Origin of the sequence: Erythrobacter sp. LQ02-29 (assembly GCF_022576075.2) — a bacterium.
Taxonomy (GTDB): Bacteria; Pseudomonadota; Alphaproteobacteria; order Sphingomonadales; family Sphingomonadaceae; genus Alteriqipengyuania.
This window is the reverse complement of the sequence record NZ_JANCNT010000001.1, coordinates 1,351,573-1,366,936: the sequence shown is the minus strand read 5'-3', so window position 1 is coordinate 1,366,936 and position 15,364 is coordinate 1,351,573. Positions and strand designations below refer to the sequence as shown.

The 15,364-nt window shown below is 67.1% G+C and carries 16 protein-coding genes; 9 read left to right on the top strand and 7 right to left on the bottom strand.

What is annotated here, in order from left to right; genetic code table 11:
- Positions 1–5 precede the first annotated feature (5 nt).
- From crcB to MKP08_RS06810, 7 genes are read left to right on the top strand one after another with little or no spacing between them, the layout of a single operon-like run.
- A complete protein-coding gene (gene crcB, locus MKP08_RS06840; RefSeq protein WP_241555440.1) occupies positions 6–416 on the top strand; it encodes a fluoride efflux transporter CrcB in 411 nt (136 codons plus the stop codon).
- An 18-nt stretch (positions 417–434) separates the two neighbouring features.
- Complete coding sequence (locus MKP08_RS06835) at positions 435–1,634, top strand: RluA family pseudouridine synthase (protein ID WP_241555439.1); 1,200 nt, start codon at positions 435–437, stop codon at positions 1,632–1,634.
- Positions 1,634–2,233, top strand: coding sequence for an FMN-binding negative transcriptional regulator (locus MKP08_RS06830; RefSeq protein ID WP_215228835.1), 600 nt, complete (start codon positions 1,634–1,636; stop codon positions 2,231–2,233). The genes MKP08_RS06835 and MKP08_RS06830 overlap by 1 nt, the downstream gene beginning before the upstream one ends.
- Positions 2,230–2,886: an HAD-IA family hydrolase gene (locus MKP08_RS06825; protein ID WP_241555438.1), complete on the top strand. Its 657-nt coding sequence runs from the start codon at positions 2,230–2,232 to the stop codon at positions 2,884–2,886. The genes MKP08_RS06830 and MKP08_RS06825 overlap by 4 nt, the downstream gene beginning before the upstream one ends.
- Positions 2,879–3,091: a hypothetical protein gene (locus MKP08_RS06820; protein ID WP_215228837.1), complete on the top strand. Its 213-nt coding sequence runs from the start codon at positions 2,879–2,881 to the stop codon at positions 3,089–3,091. The genes MKP08_RS06825 and MKP08_RS06820 overlap by 8 nt, the downstream gene beginning before the upstream one ends.
- Positions 3,088–3,795 (top strand): ATP12 family protein, encoded by a 708-nt coding sequence (locus tag MKP08_RS06815; protein WP_241555437.1) that lies wholly within the window; start codon positions 3,088–3,090, stop codon positions 3,793–3,795. The genes MKP08_RS06820 and MKP08_RS06815 overlap by 4 nt, the downstream gene beginning before the upstream one ends.
- Before the next feature lie 41 nt (positions 3,796–3,836).
- Positions 3,837–4,646, top strand: a complete 810-nt coding sequence (locus tag MKP08_RS06810) for a ThuA domain-containing protein (RefSeq protein WP_241555436.1) — start codon at positions 3,837–3,839, stop codon at positions 4,644–4,646.
- A 31-nt stretch (positions 4,647–4,677) separates the two neighbouring features.
- Here MKP08_RS06810 and MKP08_RS06805 read toward each other — a convergent pair whose 3' ends face one another.
- From MKP08_RS06805 to MKP08_RS06790, 4 genes are read right to left on the bottom strand one after another with little or no spacing between them, the layout of a single operon-like run.
- Positions 4,678–5,274, bottom strand: a complete 597-nt coding sequence (locus MKP08_RS06805) for an ABC-type transport auxiliary lipoprotein family protein (protein WP_241555435.1) — start codon at positions 5,272–5,274, stop codon at positions 4,678–4,680.
- An 8-nt stretch (positions 5,275–5,282) separates the two neighbouring features.
- Positions 5,283–6,233, bottom strand: coding sequence for an MlaD family protein (locus MKP08_RS06800; RefSeq protein ID WP_241555434.1), 951 nt, complete (start codon positions 6,231–6,233; stop codon positions 5,283–5,285).
- A 7-nt stretch (positions 6,234–6,240) separates the two neighbouring features.
- Positions 6,241–7,110: an ABC transporter ATP-binding protein gene (locus tag MKP08_RS06795; RefSeq protein WP_215228841.1), complete on the bottom strand. Its 870-nt coding sequence runs from the start codon at positions 7,108–7,110 to the stop codon at positions 6,241–6,243.
- Positions 7,107–8,219 carry an ABC transporter permease gene (locus MKP08_RS06790; protein ID WP_241555433.1) on the bottom strand — a complete coding sequence of 371 codons (1,113 nt, stop codon included), beginning with the start codon at positions 8,217–8,219 and terminating at the stop codon, positions 7,107–7,109. Before MKP08_RS06790 ends, MKP08_RS06795 begins: the two co-directional genes overlap by 4 nt.
- A gap of 70 nt (positions 8,220–8,289) precedes the next feature.
- Between MKP08_RS06790 and MKP08_RS06785 the strand changes: the two genes are divergently transcribed.
- Both MKP08_RS06785 and MKP08_RS06780 read left to right on the top strand, forming a co-directional pair.
- Positions 8,290–11,004, top strand: coding sequence for a valine--tRNA ligase (locus MKP08_RS06785; protein ID WP_241555432.1), 2,715 nt, complete (start codon positions 8,290–8,292; stop codon positions 11,002–11,004).
- 170 nt (positions 11,005–11,174) lie between these two features.
- The gene (locus MKP08_RS06780; protein WP_241555431.1) at positions 11,175–11,909 is read left to right on the top strand and encodes a 7-carboxy-7-deazaguanine synthase QueE; all 735 of its coding nucleotides are present in this window, start codon (positions 11,175–11,177) and stop codon (positions 11,907–11,909) included.
- A gap of 20 nt (positions 11,910–11,929) precedes the next feature.
- Here MKP08_RS06780 and MKP08_RS06775 read toward each other — a convergent pair whose 3' ends face one another.
- The 3 genes from MKP08_RS06775 to MKP08_RS06765 all read right to left on the bottom strand — a co-directional run bounded on the left by MKP08_RS06775 (position 11,930) and on the right by MKP08_RS06765 (position 15,346).
- Positions 11,930–13,597, bottom strand: a complete 1,668-nt coding sequence (locus tag MKP08_RS06775) for an ATP-binding protein (protein ID WP_373418074.1) — start codon at positions 13,595–13,597, stop codon at positions 11,930–11,932.
- A gap of 85 nt (positions 13,598–13,682) precedes the next feature.
- Positions 13,683–14,435, bottom strand: a complete 753-nt coding sequence (locus MKP08_RS06770; protein ID WP_215228845.1) for a TIGR02186 family protein — start codon at positions 14,433–14,435, stop codon at positions 13,683–13,685.
- The gene (locus tag MKP08_RS06765; protein WP_215228846.1) at positions 14,432–15,346 is read right to left on the bottom strand and encodes a sulfite exporter TauE/SafE family protein; all 915 of its coding nucleotides are present in this window, start codon (positions 15,344–15,346) and stop codon (positions 14,432–14,434) included. Before MKP08_RS06765 ends, MKP08_RS06770 begins: the two co-directional genes overlap by 4 nt.
- Positions 15,347–15,364: the final 18 nt, after the last annotated feature.

The window sequence follows — 15,364 nt, the reverse complement described above, 5'->3', positions numbered from 1 at the left end:
CATATATGGCTGCGACCCCTCCCCTTACCGCCACCGCGCTGGTCTTCGCTGGCGGCGGCACCGGCGCGGTGCTGCGCTATCAGCTCGGCCGGGCGATGACCGGGTGGCTGGGGCCGCAGACCATAACCGCCTTCCCATGGGCGACGCTGGCGGCCAACGTCATCGGCAGCCTCGCCATGGGGCTGCTCGCCGGATTCCTCGCCCGTCACGGTGCGGCGCAGGGCGAGACCTGGCGCATCTTCGTGGGCGTCGGGCTGCTCGGCGGCTTCACCACCTTTTCCAGCTTCAGCCTGGAACTGATGCTGCTGATTGAGCGCGGCCAGCCCTCGCTCGCCCTCACCTATGCCGGGGTTTCGTTGCTGGCGGGTCTCGTCGGGCTCTATATCGGCCTCATCGCGATGCGGCTGACGGCATGACCCTTCGACAAGTTCAGGATGATCGCAATGTCCGATGAAGTCCGCCAGTTCGCGGTCGCGCCCGACGACGACGGTATCCGGCTCGACCGGTGGTTCAAGCGCAACCTGCCGCAGGTAGGCTTCGGTACGGTCAGCCGCTGGGCGCGCACCGGTCAGCTGCGCGTCGACGGCGGCCGTGCCAAGGTGGACGACCGGCTGAGCGCGGGCCAGGTCCTGCGCATTCCACCCGGCGGTGAGGATACGCGCCGGAAGCCGGCGACCCGTCGTGAACTGACGCCCGAGGAAATCGAGCTGGCCGAGAGCATGGTGATCGCGCGCACCAACAGCGCGATCGTCCTCAACAAGCCGCCGGGTCTCGCGACGCAGGGGGGCACCAAGACGCACCGCCACGTCGACGGTCTGCTCGACGCTTATCATAGCGACGATGAGCCCCGCCCGCGGCTGGTCCATCGGCTGGACAAGGATACCAGCGGCGTGCTGCTGATCGCACGCACGCCGGGCAGCGCGGCGAGCTATTCCAAGCGCTTTTCGGGCCGCAGCGCGAAGAAGATCTACTGGGCGCTGGTCGTGGGCGTACCCGATGTGCACGAGGGCACCATCGACGCCGCGCTGGCCAAGCAGCCGGGCACCGGCGGCGAGAAAATGCATGTAGACGAGGAAGGGGGCCAGCGCGCCGTCACCCGTTACCGCGTGGCGGAACGCGCGGGCAACCGCGCGGCGTGGGTCGAGCTGGAGCCGATGACCGGGCGCACCCACCAGCTGCGCGTGCATATGGCGGCGATCGGCCACCCGATCGTGGGCGACGGCAAGTATGGCGGGCAGGACGCATTCCTGACCGGCTCCATCAGCCGCAAGATGCACCTCCACGCGCGGCGTCTCGTCATCAGCCAGCCCAAGCTCGATGGTGGCGGCCAGCTGGACGTAACCGCCGATCTACCCGAACATTTCGCTGCGAGCATGGAGCAGATGGGCTTCGACCTGTCGCTGAGCGCGGCGGAGCCGCTGCGCGACGAAGCCCCCGAACGGACCAAGGCCGAAAAGAAGCAGGCCGCGCGCGCGCATTTCAAGCAGGTCCGCAAATCGAAGCGTGGCGAGCGGCGCAATCGCGGTGCGACCGCCCCCACCGGCAAGCTGGGGAAGAAGTCGCCGTCCGGGGCGAAGCGCAAGGGCCCCCCGAAGGGATCGCCCGCAAAAGGATCGCCTAAGGGGCGCGGCTGATGCACCCGAACCCGCTCTTTCGCAGCGAGGATCGCGCGCTATTTGAGAGCCTGATCGACCAGGTCGGCTTCGGCATGGTGTTCCTGACCACGCCCGATGGCCCGCGGGTGGCGCACACCCCGCTGCTGTCGACCGGTGACGGAGCAGTGCAGTTCCATCTCGCGCGCGGCAATGCGCTGACCCGCCATCTCGACGGCGCGACCGCGCTGATCGTCGTGAACGGGCCGGACAGCTATGTCAGCCCGCGCTGGTATGCCGACCGCGCGCAGGTGCCGACCTGGGACTATCTCGCGCTGGAGCTGGAAGGCCGCGTGCGGCGCATGGACGAAGACGGGGTCGAGGCGCTGCTCCACACGCTGATCGAGCGGCACGAGAACCGGATCGAGGGCGAGCCCTGGCGGGCGGAGGAGACCCCGGCCGATCGCTGGGACGGGCTGCGGCGTGGCATCGTCGGCTTCGAGCTGGAGGCGCAGGCATGGCGGCCCACGGTGAAGCTGTCGCAGAAGAAGTCGCCGGAAGAGCGCGACACCATCGCCGCGCAACTCGCAGCCCATGGCTCGCCCGCGCTCGCGCAATTGATGCGGGCGCTCGTCGCGTGAGCGTACGCCTCGCCGTGTTCGATTGCGACGGCACGCTGGTCGATGGCCAGGGCGCGGTGTGCGAGGCGATGGAGACCGCCTTCGCCGAAGCGGGTCTGCCCACCCCCGACCGGCACGATATTCGCCAGATCGTGGGGCTGAGCCTGCCGATGGCCCTGCGCCACCTCGTTCCCGACGCGCCCGCCGAGCAGCGGGCGCACGCGGTGGAGGCCTACAAGACCGCGTTCCGTTCGGCCCGCGAAGCCGGGCAAGTCTCGGAACCGCTCTATCCCGGCATCGCCGATCTTCTCCGCGAGCTGAAGGCCGATGGCTGGGCGCTTGCGGTTGCGACCGGCAAGTCCGACCGGGGCCTGCGCGCCTGCGTGGCGACGCACGGGCTCACCGACCTGTTCGACAGCCTGCAGGCGGCCGATTTTCATCCGTCCAAGCCCGCGCCGGAGATGCTGCTCGCGGCCCTTGACGAATGCCTGGCTGAGCGCGCGAACAGCGTGATGATCGGCGATACGATCTACGATATCGAAATGGCGGCTGCGGCGGGCGTGCGATCGATCGGGGTCGGCTGGGGCTATCATCCCCCGGACACGCTCCTCTCCGCCGGAGCGGTGGGCGTGGCGAACACCGCAGCCGAGCTGAGGACGATGATCGATGGCTGACGAAACCCGCATCGCCAATCGCTACTGGCTGCTCCAGCTGGTGCGGCTGATCTGCGTGGTCGCCGCGGTCTATGGTGCCGCAATCACTGCGCACGCGGTGGAAGGCGATGCCACACTGGGCGGCGTGTTGTTCATCGCGGGAACCGTCGGTTTCTTCTTCGGGCCTCTGCTGCTCGCCCGTCATTGGCGCGGGAGCGACCGGTGAAGCGCTTCTGGAAGGACGTGACGGTCAAGGAGGTCGCGGGCGGCTATCAGGTCGCGCTCGACGGGCGACCGCTGAAGACCCAGGGCAAGAGCGAGCAGATCGTGCCCTCGCGGGCGCTGGCCGAAGCGCTCGCGTACGAATGGCGGGCGCAGGGCGAGGATGTCGATGCCGCTGCCTTCCCCCACCGCGACATGGCCGATTTTGCCATCGACCGGATCGCGACGGGCGCGGAGGACTCGGTCGGCAAGCTGCTGGCCTTCGCGGAGACCGATACGCTGTGTTACCGCGCCGATCCCGACGAGCCGCTTTTCCGTCGTCAGCAGGAGCTGTGGGAGCCGCTGCTGACCGCCCTCGAAGCCCGCGAAGGCGTTCGCTTGGCGCGTGCTAGCGGCGTTATGCATCGCCCGCAGCCGGGCGAGACCATCGAGACACTGCGGGCTCGCCTGCAGAACGTCGATCCGTTGACCCAGGCGGCGCTGCTGCAAATGGCGTCGCTCGCCGCCTCGCTCACCATCGCGCTGGCCGCGCTGGAACCGGACGCCGACATCGAGGCGCTGTGGAACGCCGCCAATCTGGAAGAGGACTGGCAGATCGAGCTGTGGGGCGAAGACGCGGAGGCCGCGGCGCGCCGCGCCGACCGGGCGGCCCGCTTCGCGATGGCGGCGCGGTTTGCCCTCGCCGCCCGATCGCGCGATGATGGCTAGGAACCGCGCCGGGACGAGCGGCTAAAAGCGGTCCGGGGAGAATGAACGTGCTGCACACCATCGCCGCACTTTTGCTGCTTATGGGGGCACCCGCCGCGAGCGACCCCCATCTGCCGCAGCCGACCTACGACGAGGTCGCTCCCGAACTCCCGGAGGGGCTTCACGACGCGGTGCTGATCGTTTCCAAGACGAATGGCTGGCGGCATATCGAGCATATCCCCCACTCGAACGCAGTGCTGGCCGGTATCGCTACGGAGATCGGCCGGCAGAGCTACACCACCGAGAACGCAGCCGTCTTCAATGACGAGCAGCTGAGCCGTTTCGCGGTGGTGGTGCTCAACAGCGCGAGCGGCGATTTCCTGACGCGGGAGCAGGAAGGCGCGTTTTCACGCTTTCTCGCACGCGGCGGCGGCATCGTGGCGCTTCATGCCGCGGGCGACGACAGCCATACCGGACCGTGGTACGTCCACTCCATCATCGGCACGACATTCATTGGCCATCCCGGTGGCGACGACCACATCCAGCCCGCCCGCATCGTGCCGGACCGACCGGACGACCCGCTGCTGGCCGGGCTGACCTTCCCATGGACGCTGGCGGACGAATGGTATTCTTTCAGCGCGAGCCCTGCGGACGATGGGATGCAGATTATCGCCAGCATCGACGAGGACAGCTATCGCGCGGGCGAAGCGCTGGCGATGGGCGCGCATCCGGTCATCTGGACCAATCCGCGTACCCCGGGCCGCGTGGTCTACAGCGCGCTGGGCCATACGCCGCAAGCCTACGACGATCCCAATTATCGCCGCTTCCTCACCAACGCGATCCGCTGGGCCGCCGAGGCGCAGGGGCATTAGGCGGCGTTCCCGCCCGACCCCGCTGCAACAATCAGCCGACCCAGTCGGCGATCTGCTGGGCAACGTCGTTCGCCGCCTCGTTCAGCGCCGTGCCGACCGGGCCCACCTCGGCGGGAATGCCCGGCACCGTCTGCTCGAACCGGCGGGTGGTGATCTCGCGCCCCTTCCCCTCCAGCACGGCATCGACCCGTACGACCACAGAAGAAGACTGGGCATCGTAGCCGAACGAGACCAACGATCCGCGCACCCGCGTGTCCGCGGCGAAATCGGGATCGCTGCCATCGGTCACGATCCGGCTGGAGCGGTTGCGCAGCGTTTCCGCGAGCAGTGTCTGGAAGAGGCGCGCGGGCCGATCGACCCACTGCGCGTCCTCCAGATAGGCGATGTTGCTGGCGTCGATCTGTACCGGCACCCGCGTGACGGCGATGCTCTTGGGTGCATCGAAACCGGACACCGCGATCGCGCCCCCGGCAGTTCCTCTGGCCCCCGTACCCGCCACCGGCGTGCGTTCGGGCGTCAGCGTCAGCAGGGAGGGCGGCGGTTCGCTGCCGAAGCTGATGCAGGCAGACAGCGCCAGTGCGAGGCCGACGGTCGGCACCAGGCGAGCAAACTTGGTCGTGGCAGTCATTCTCACCCTCACTTCGGCTTATAGTCGGGCAGCTTCTCGCTGCCGATCAGGCTGCCCGCGCCGTCGCTCTCGATCCGCTCGGTCACCTGACGCAGCGCCTTGCTGGTCGCCTGCAGGTCCTTGATCGCGGCGGTGGCGGCCGGGATCGTCTCTTCGTTGATCTTGCGCGCCGCGGGCGTCGTCTCGTCCAGCGTGGCCTGCAGCGAATTGGCCGCGGTGCTCGCCGAATTGAGCGTCTGCCTGAGCTGCGCGGCAAGCGAGGCGCCTTCCTGGTTGAGCAGGCGGTCGGTGCTCTCGGTCACTTTCTGGAACGAATCGAGCGTTTCCCCGGCTTCGCGCAGGGTTACCTGCAGCTCCGCAAGCGTTCCCTCGATCTGCGGCGTGGCCGAAGCGAGGCTCTCGGTCATCTTGTCGGTATTGGCCAGTATCCCTGCGATCGACGCCTGGTTCCGGTCCGACAGCAGGACGGTGAGCCGCTCGGTCAGCGTGGCCAGCCGCTCCAGCAGCAGCGGCGCATTGGCCAGGATCTGGCCGAAGCCCCCGGCCTTGGGCGGGATGACCGGAACGTCTTCCGGACAGGCGGTGGTCTCGCAGGTGATGGGCGGGCGACCCTTGCGCGCGCCGTCCAGCAGGATGGTGGATACGCCGGTGAAGGAGCTCTGGATGGTGGCAGTGGTGCCGACCAGTACGGGGACCTCGTCCTTCACCGCGATCCGCACGCGCACGAATTCGGGATCGGCTTCCCACAGGCGGATTTCCCGCACCTGCCCCACCGGAACGCCGGCGAAGGAAACCTGCGATCCCTTGGCGAGGCCTTCCACCGACTGCTTGAAGAAGATGTCGTAATCCTTCTGGTCGCCCTGCCCCAGCCGGGCGATCCAGACGACGAAGAGCGCCAGACCGGCGAGGATCAGCAGCGAGACCGCGCCCACCCAGACATGATTTGCTCTCGTTTCCATGACGTTCCTATGCCCCTCTCGCGGAGGAATTGTCCATCGCGGTGCTTCGTTCCTTGCTCGACAGCGCAGCGCGGCCGCGCGGGCCGTTGAAATATTCGTCGATCCACGGGTGGTCGGTTTCGAGCAGTTCGGGGATCGTCCCGACCGCGATCACCTGCTTGTCCGCCAGCACCGCGACCCGGTCGCAGATTTCGTACAGCGTATCGAGGTCGTGGGTGATGAGGAAGACGGTCAGCCCCAGCGTTTCCTTCAGCTCGCGCGTCAGCCGGTCGAACGCGGCGGCACCGATCGGGTCGAGCCCGGCGGTCGGCTCGTCCAGGAACAGCAGTTCCGGATCGAGCGCCAGCGCCCGTGCCAGCCCCGCGCGCTTCTTCATGCCGCCCGACAGCTCGCTGGGATATTTCGCCGCCGCATCCTCCGGCAGGCCGCTCATCACCACCTTGTAGCGGGCGATGTCGCGCATGACGTCGGGCTCGATATCGGGATAGAACTGCTTTAGCGGAACCTCGACATTCTCGCCCACGGTCAGGGTGGAGAACAGCGCGCCGCCCTGGAACAGCACGCCCCAGCGGTTGCGCACCCCCAGCGCCTCGTCCGGTTCGGCCGAGGTGATCGATCGCCCGAACACGCGAATATCGCCGGAATCGGGCGTCTGCAGGCCGATGACCGATCGCATCAGCACCGATTTGCCGGTGCCCGAACCGCCGACCACGCCCAGGATCTCGCCCCGCTTCACCTTCAGCGACAGGTTCTCGTGCACGACCTGATCGCCGAAGGCATTGGTGACCCCCTCGATCTCGATCGGATATTTTCCGCGAAACCGCTCGTGCCGACCGAGCGCCGGTTCGGTGGAATCGTGTTCGACCGCGTCGCTCATTGCCAGCCCACCTTGCTGAAGAACACCGCGAAGAAGGCATCGAGCACGATCACGGCGAAGATCGCCTGGACCACCGCCTTCGTCGTGCGCAGGCCGACCTGTTCCGAGTTCCCTTCCACCTGCATGCCCTGATAGCAGCCGGTCAGCGCGACGATCAGGCCGAAGACCGGTGCCTTTATCAGGCCCACCCACACGTCGTAGGTCGGCACGACCTCCTGAATGCGCTGCAGGAAGGTGATGAAGGGGATGCCCAGCATCACGTCCGCGATCACCGCGCCGCCGATGATCGACATGACCGAGGCATAGAAACCGAGCAGGATCATCATGAAGGTACAGGCGGCGATGCGCGGGATCACCAGCGCTTCTATCGGCGAGATACCGATGGTGCGCATCGCGTCGATTTCTTCGGTCAGCTTCATCGTGCCGAGCTGCGCCGCGAAGGCGGAGCCGGACCGGCCCGCCACCATGATCGCGGTCATCAGTACGCCGAGCTCGCGCAGGGTGATTCGGCCGACCAGGTTCACGGTCAGCGTCTCGGCCCCGAACTGCGCCAGCTGCGCCGCGCCCTGCTGCGCGATGACGATGCCGATGAGGAAACTCATCAGCCCGATGATGGGCAGTGCGTTGACGCCCACGCTTTCCAGCTGGCTCACCATGGCCTTCATGCGGAAGCGGCCTGGGTGGCGGACCATCGCCGCGACGGCCATCAGGATCTGGCCGAGGAAGCCGACGATGGTGCGAATGCCGCTTCCCATCTCGAATATCTTGTCGCCGACCACCGCCGGGACGCGTTCCAGCAATCTGGCACGGTCGGCCTCGACATCGGCCTCGTTGATGCTGTTGCCCACGGCCTTCATCAGCCGGTCCGCGCGTTCGCTGGTGCCGACGATCTCGGCATTGGTTTGCCGCGCGACGTAGCAGGCGAGCCACGCGCCAACGGTGTCGATCTCGCTGACATCGGACAGGTCGATCCGGTCGAGCGACTGGTCCATGACCCTGAGGTCCTGGTCGATCTCTCCGATGCTGGAGACGAGATAGGGGCCCGACAGGCGCAATACCTTGCGGCCGTCCTCCCCTTCCTCGACGCTGTATTGCGGACCCTGTGCCATGCCGCGCCCCATATGCGGCCAATCACCGCGCTTCACAAGCTGCAACCTCGCTGGCAAAGGCCGTGGCACTATGGACGCCAAGCTGCCCACCACCTTCGATCCCGCCTCCATCGAGGCGCGCTGGTACACCCATTGGGAGGAGAACGGCCTGTTCCGGCCCGACCGCCCCGACGCCGAAGCCTTCACCATCGTGAACCCGCCGCCCAACGTAACGGGAAGCCTGCATATCGGCCACGCGCTCGACAACACGCTGCAGGACATCGTGATCCGGTACGAGCGGATGCGTGGCAAGGATGCGCTGTGGGTGGTCGGCACCGACCATGCCGGGATCGCCACACAGATGGTGGTCGAACGCCAGCTGATGGAGCGGCAGGACAAGCGCACAAACTATTCACGCGAGGATTTCGTCGCGAAGGTGTGGGAATGGAAAGAGGAATCGGGTGGGACCATCACCAGGCAGCTGCGTCGCCTGGGCTGCTCGATGGACTGGAGCCGCGAGCAGTTCACCATGGACCCGCATTTCTCCGATGCGGTAACCAGGGTGTTCGTCGATCTCTACAATGACGGGCTGATCTATCGCGACAAACGGCTGGTGAACTGGGACCCGGCGCTCAAGACCGCGATCTCCGACCTCGAGGTCGAGACCAAGGACGTGAAGGGCAGCTTCTGGACCTTCGAATATCCGCTGGCGGACGGCAGCGGTTCGATCCGCGTGTCGACCACGCGGCCCGAAACCATGCTCGCCGACATGGCGGTGGCGGTGCATCCCGACGACGAGCGCTACCGCGATCTCGTGGCGCGCGGGGCGAAGGTGAAGCTGCCGATCACGGGGCGCGAGATTCCCATCGTCGCCGACGAACACGCCGATCCCGAACTCGGCAGCGGCGCGGTGAAGATCACGCCGGGCCATGATTTCAACGACTTCGAGGTGGGCAAGCGCGCCGGAATCGCACCTGCCGACATGCTCAACATGTTCGATGCCGATGCGCGGGTAGTCCAAACCGCAGACGGCAAAGTCCCAGCCGAACTGATCGGAGTCGAACGGTTCGACGCGCGCGCGCGCATCGTCGAACTGATGAAGGAAGGCGGCCACCTCGTCTCGCATGTGACGAAGGACAAGAACGGCGAAGAAATCGAACACGACGCCGAGCCGCGCACCATCCCCACCCCCTTCGGCGATCGCGGCGGGGTCGAGATCGAGCCGTGGCTGACCGACCAATGGTATGTCGATGCCGAGAAGCTGGCGCAGGCCCCGATCGAGGCGGTGCGCGACGGCCGGGTCGAGATCGTGCCCAAGACCTGGGAGAAGACCTTCTTCAACTGGATGGAGAACATCCAGCCATGGTGCGTTTCGCGCCAGCTGTGGTGGGGGCACCGGATTCCGGCGTGGTATGCCGAGGATGGGCAGGTTTTCGTCGCAGAAACGGAGGAGGAGGCTCAGCAGCTCGCGGGCGATGGCGTCGCGCTTTCCCGTGACAATGACGTCCTCGACACCTGGTTCTCTTCCGCCCTGTGGCCGTTCGCCACGCTCGGCTGGCCGGACAAGACCGACCTGTTCGACAAGCACTATCCCAACAGCCTGCTGATCTCCGGCTTCGACATCCTGTTCTTCTGGGACGCGCGGATGCTGATGCAGGGGATACACCTGACCGGCGAGGTGCCGTGGCCGCGGCTTTACCTCCACGGGCTGGTGCGCGCGGCGGACGGGTCCAAGATGTCGAAATCGAAGGGCAATGTGGTCGATCCGCTCGGCCTGATCGACCGTTTCGGCGCGGATGCGCTGCGGTTCTTCATGGCGGCGATGGAAAGCCAGGGCCGCGACATCAAGATGGACGAGGCGCGGGTCGAGGGATACCGCAATTTCGCGACCAAGCTGTGGAACGCGACCCGGTTCTGCCAGGCCAACGGCATCGGCGCGAGCGATACCATCGCCGCCCCGCCCGCGCGCATGGCCGCCAACCAATGGATCATCGGCGAGGTCGCGCAGACCGTCGCCGCGCTGGACGAGGCGCTGGCGGACTTACGCTTCGACGCGGCGGCGAACACGATCTACCACTTCGTGTGGGACCGGTTCTGCGACTGGTATCTCGAGCTGATCAAGCCGGTGTTGCAGGGCGATGCCGATGCGAGCGCGGCGGAGGAAACCCGCGCGGTCGCCGGGTGGGCGCTGGATCAGATCCTGGTCATGCTGCACCCCTTCATGCCCTTCGTCACCGAAGAGCTGTGGCATGCGCAGGCCGAGCATCAGGGGGGCAAGCGGCCTTACGAGTTGATCCTCGCCAAGTGGCCCGAACCGCAAGCGCAGGTGAGCGAGCAGGCGGTCGCCGCGATCGACTGGGTCATCGCGCTTACCACCTCCGTCCGGGCGGCGAAGAACGAGCTCGGCATCGCGCCGGGCGCGAAACTGGAAGCGTGGATCGCCGATCCCTCCCCCGTCGCGGCGGGCGTGCTCGATCGTGCCGGCGCGGCGGTCGAGCGGCTGGCGCGGCTGACGCCGGTCCATGTGGGCGAGGCCCCGGCCGGCCCCGCCATGCAGATAACGGCGGGCGGCGACGCGGTCGTGATCCCGCTGGAAGGCGTGATCGACATCGGCGCGGAAAAGGCGCGGCTGGAGAAGGCGCTGGCGGCTTCTGCAAAGGAGCGCGACAGCCTCGACAAGCGGCTCGGCAATGCGGCCTTCGTGGAAAAGGCGAAGCCCGAGGCGGTCGAGAAGGCGCGGGCCGATCGCGCCCATCACGCCGCCGAGGCGGAGCGGATCGAGGCGGCACTGGCGCGGCTGGGCTAGGCGAACGGCTTTCCTACCCCGCACCCGGCGTGGCATAGGGCGGGCGTGACCAACACTCGCCCACCCGTCTCCCGCCCGTCCCTGTCCCGCGCCGTCGCAAACCGGGCGACAACGGCGGTTTTTTCGCGCTCAGGACACTGTTCCATGTGTTCCATCCTGTTGGATTCCGGATGCAGCTGACCCTCGCCACGCAGGCTGCGAACGAGCCGGAAATCTTCGCCTCGTTGCAGGGCGAGGGGCCGAGCGCGGGGCGTCCCGTCGCGTTCCTGCGCCTGTCGCGCTGCAACCTCGCCTGCGTGTGGTGCGACACCGCCTATACCTGGCATTTCGAAGGCGATGCACGCCCGCATCGCGGCGGCGAAACCTTCGACCGGGGCGCAAACCAGCTGAAGCTGGAAGCGCGGGAAGTGGCCGACCGGATTGCCGCGCTGGGACAGGATCGGCTCGTGATCACCGGCGGCGAGCCCTTGTTGCAGGCGGGCGCGCTGGCGGAGATGCTGCAACATCTGCCCGACATCGCGGTGGAGATCGAAACCAACGGCACCGTCGCCGCGCCGCCGCGGCTGGACGTGCGGATCGACCAGTTCAATGTCAGCCCGAAGCTGGCGCATAGCGGCAATCCGGCCGAGCTCGCGCTGCTGCCCGAACGGCTGGATGCCTATGCCGCCGACCCGCGCGCCTTTTTCAAGTTCGTGATCGCCGAGCCGACCGACGTCGAGGAAGTGCTGGCATTGCAGGAACGCTATCGCTTTCGCCCCGGCCACGTCTTCCTGATGGCGGAAGGGACCGACAGCGAGACGCTGCGCGCGCGCGAGGCGTGGCTGGCGCCGCTATGCCTGCGCCATGGTTTTCGCCTGTCCGACCGGCTGCATATCCACCTCTACGGCGATACGCGCGGGACCTGACCCGCCGCGGCCGCGAACCCCTAGGCCTTGTGGTTGCGCCAGCGCTGCACGATCCGCTCCACCGACTGGCGTTCGCCCCCGCCCTTCGCCCACATGGTGGAGAAGCTGGGATCGTCCGACGCGGGCCGCTTCGCCTCGTCCAGCGGGTCGAAGCGCAGGCGCATCGGGATCGAGACGCCTTCGCCCGACACGATCGCCTCGCGATTGGCGAGGGCGGAGATCGAATCAAGGAAGCCGCGCGACCCCTCGGGCATCGCCGCCTTCACGAACGCCTGGTCGCGGTCGTTGTTTAGCCGCATCGAGATGATGGTGCCGCATTGCGACAGCACTCCTTCCGCCAGGTCCGACGGGCGCTGCGTCACCAGACCCAGAGAAATGCCGTATTTGCGCCCCTCCTTCGCGATGCGGCTGAGGATGTTGGCGACCGAAGATCCATCCGCGTTCTTCTCGCTTGGAATGTAGCGGTGCGCCTCTTCGCACACGAGCAGGATCGGGCGCGTCCCCTCCTTGCGGCCCCACACCGCATAATCGAACACCAGGCGGCTGAGTACCGACACGACCGTGGCGGTAATGTCGGACGGGACGCCGGAGACGTCGATGATGGAGATCGGCTTGCCCCCGCCTGGAAGGCGGAAGACGCGGCAGATGAAATCGCTCAGCGTGTCCGCGACCAGCATGCCGGAGAACATGAACTGATAGCGCGGATCGGCCCGCAGCTCCTCCAGCTTGTTCTTTATGCGCATGTAGGGCGAGGTGTTGGTCGCCTTGTCCAGCTGCCCCATCTCGTCGGTGAGCGCCACGGCGAGGTCGGACAGCAGGTAGGGCGTGGGCGAATCGACGGTCACCTTGCCCAGTTCCTGCGCGATCTTGTTCTTCGCCCGCGCGCGCTGGAGACATTTGGCAAGGATGTCCGCATCCACCTGCCGATCGTGGCCCTGGCTGGTCAGCAGGACTTCGCAATGTTCGGCGAAGTTCATCATCCAGTACGGCATCTGCAGGTTGGAGACGTCCAGCGTCATCCCCCGATCGCGGAAGGCGGCGGTATATTCGCCATGCGGGTCGATCATCACCACATGCCCTTCGGGCGCGCTGTCGCAGATGCGGTGCAGGATCAGCGCGAGGCTGGTCGACTTGCCTGTGCCGGTGGAACCGAGCAGCGCGAAATGCTTGCCCAGCAAGGCGTCCATGTACAGCGCCGCCCGGGTATCGCGCGTGGGATAGACCGTTCCGATCTCGATACAGGTGCTGCCGGTATTGGCATAGGCCTGGCGCAAATCCTCCGTGGTGGTGGGGAAGATGCGATCGCCCGGTACGGGAAAGCGCGACACGCCGCGCCGGAAGGAGTGCATCCGGCCCGTGACGCGTTCCTCCTGCCCCTCGCCCAGGAAATCGGCCATCGAGGCGATGGCGTTGCCATCGGCCCCCGCCCGCCGCTGATCGCGGATCGAGGCGAGCAGCCATTTGCCCCCGACGCGCACCTTCACCTGGCTGCCGACCTGCCCGGCCTGTGCAATGGCGGGGTCGGGATCGGCGGTGCATTCGCGCAGCCGGGCGGTGTCGAGCGCCAGCTTCACGCCCGCGCCCGAGACTTCCAGCACGGTGCCGATCGCCCGCGCGGCATTGTCCATATCGGGGGCCGGTGCCGGGCGGCGCTCCACGAAGGCATCGCTGTTTTGCATCTGCGTCATGTCGTCGGGGTCGCCCTGCCGCTGGTCATGGGATCACGGATCGGCGGCCTAGCGCGAAGCTGGTTAATTTCGTGTTGCCCCGCGCTCAGCTGCGTCCGAACGCGCGCCCGGCAAGCCAGCCCATCACGACCGACAGCGAGATCGCGAGCAGGCCGTAGAGCAACGACTGGTGCAGCGCGAACTGCTCCACGAACCGTTCGAACCCGACCTTGCGCACCTCGACCTCAGCGGTGGCGGACGCGAGCACCCGGCCATCGGAAACGGCGAAGGTTTCTGCGGTGTAGATGCCCGTCTGCACATTGGACGGCAGCTCGATCCGGGCCTGGTACAGCACGCCCTCGCTGACCTTCACGCCCTCGTCGTCCTCGATATACAACCCCTCGCGCTGGCGCAGATCGACCAGTCCGGCGCGAAAGCGGTCCTGCTCCTCCGGATCGATCGCGCCGGAGGGGGAGAGCTGTATGAACCCGGTGCCGAATTCGAAGATCGCCGCCGTGCGATCGTCCACGATGCGGTCGATCGGGCGCGAGGATGCGACCGCGAAGAAGCTGGGCGCGGATCGGAAGGCGGTGCTTTCGGCATTCATCCACATGCCCCCGATCTGGCGCTTCTCGCGCACCAGGATCGGGCGAGTCGGGCCCTTCAGCACCACGATGATGTCGTAATTCGCATCGGCCCGGCCATCGGGTGCCAGCACCGCGCCGAACAGCAGCAGCTCCGTGCCGACGAAGCCCTGCCGCACATTGACCTCGTGCTGCGACACCTCCGGCACCAGGGTCGGATCGCGCTGGGCGGTCAGCGCGACGAGGCACACCAGCAGCGCCAGCACCCGCTTCATAGCTCGGTGACCGTGAAGACCTCGTCCGGCCGCACGCCCAACCCGTACAGCATGCGCAGGGCGACGAGCAGGACGATCGCCGCCAGCACCACGCGCAACGCATCGGGCTTCACCCTCAGCGCGAGACGCGTGCCAGCCTGAGCGCCCAGAACGGACCCGACGAGCAGCAGCACCGCCAGCACCAGGTCGACCGCCTTGGTCGTCAGGGCATGGGTCATGGTCGTCGCCATGGTCACGAACAGGATATTGAACAGCGATGTGCCGACCACGACGTTGCCGCTCATCCCCAGGATGTAGAGCATCGCGGGCACCAGCATGAAGCCCCCGCCCACGCCCATCAGCATGGTGAGGATGCCGACGCCGAAGCCCAGCAGCAGCGGGGCGAGCGGGCTGATATAGAGCCCGGAGGCATAGAACCGCCAGCGATAGGGCAGCGCGGCGACCAGCGGATGGTGGCGGCGGCGCGCCGCCGGGCGGCTCGACCCGCGATTGCGCTCGAGGATGGAATTGACCGCCTCGCGCATCATCAGCCCGCCGATCGATCCCAGCAGGACGACGTAGAGGACGTTGATGACGACATCGATCTGGCCCAGGGACTGCAGGATGCGGAACAGCACCGCCCCGAACAGGGCGCCCAGCACGCCCCCGGCGACCAGCACGCCCCCCATGCGATAGTCGACCCCGCCGCGCCGGTTGTGCGCCAGCACGCCCGACACGCTCGCGCCGGTCACCTGCGTCGCCGCGGAAGCGGCGGCGACGGTCGGGGGAATGCCGTAGAAGATCAGCAGGGGCGTGGTCAGGAACCCGCCCCCGACGCCGAACAGGCCGGACAGCAGTCCGGTGATGAATCCCAGGCCCACGATGACCAGGCCATTCACCGACAGGTTGGCAATGGGGAGATAGACATCCATGGGCGCCCCAGCCGTAGC

What these genes read in the sequence shown, in the direction of transcription:
- MKP08_RS06785 (WP_241555432.1), top strand. Translation starts at nt 8,290, where the DNA reads ATGGACGCCAAGCTGCCCACCACCTTCGATCCCGCCTCCATCGAGGCG.
- MKP08_RS06790 (WP_241555433.1), bottom strand. Translation starts at nt 8,219, where the DNA reads ATGGCACAGGGTCCGCAATACAGCGTCGAGGAAGGGGAGGACGGCCGC.
- crcB (WP_241555440.1), top strand. Translation starts at nt 6, where the DNA reads ATGGCTGCGACCCCTCCCCTTACCGCCACCGCGCTGGTCTTCGCTGGC.
- MKP08_RS06795 (WP_215228841.1), bottom strand. Translation starts at nt 7,110, where the DNA reads ATGAGCGACGCGGTCGAACACGATTCCACCGAACCGGCGCTCGGTCGG.
- MKP08_RS06765 (WP_215228846.1), bottom strand. Translation starts at nt 15,346, where the DNA reads ATGGATGTCTATCTCCCCATTGCCAACCTGTCGGTGAATGGCCTGGTC.
- MKP08_RS06830 (WP_215228835.1), top strand. Translation starts at nt 1,634, where the DNA reads ATGCACCCGAACCCGCTCTTTCGCAGCGAGGATCGCGCGCTATTTGAG.
- MKP08_RS06805 (WP_241555435.1), bottom strand. Translation starts at nt 5,274, where the DNA reads ATGACTGCCACGACCAAGTTTGCTCGCCTGGTGCCGACCGTCGGCCTC.
- MKP08_RS06810 (WP_241555436.1), top strand. Translation starts at nt 3,837, where the DNA reads ATGAACGTGCTGCACACCATCGCCGCACTTTTGCTGCTTATGGGGGCA.
- MKP08_RS06835 (WP_241555439.1), top strand. Translation starts at nt 435, where the DNA reads ATGATCGCAATGTCCGATGAAGTCCGCCAGTTCGCGGTCGCGCCCGAC.
- MKP08_RS06800 (WP_241555434.1), bottom strand. Translation starts at nt 6,233, where the DNA reads ATGGAAACGAGAGCAAATCATGTCTGGGTGGGCGCGGTCTCGCTGCTG.
- MKP08_RS06775 (WP_373418074.1), bottom strand. Translation starts at nt 13,597, where the DNA reads ATGACGCAGATGCAAAACAGCGATGCCTTCGTGGAGCGCCGCCCGGCA.
- MKP08_RS06770 (WP_215228845.1), bottom strand. Translation starts at nt 14,435, where the DNA reads ATGAAGCGGGTGCTGGCGCTGCTGGTGTGCCTCGTCGCGCTGACCGCC.
- MKP08_RS06780 (WP_241555431.1), top strand. Translation starts at nt 11,175, where the DNA reads ATGCAGCTGACCCTCGCCACGCAGGCTGCGAACGAGCCGGAAATCTTC.
- MKP08_RS06820 (WP_215228837.1), top strand. Translation starts at nt 2,879, where the DNA reads ATGGCTGACGAAACCCGCATCGCCAATCGCTACTGGCTGCTCCAGCTG.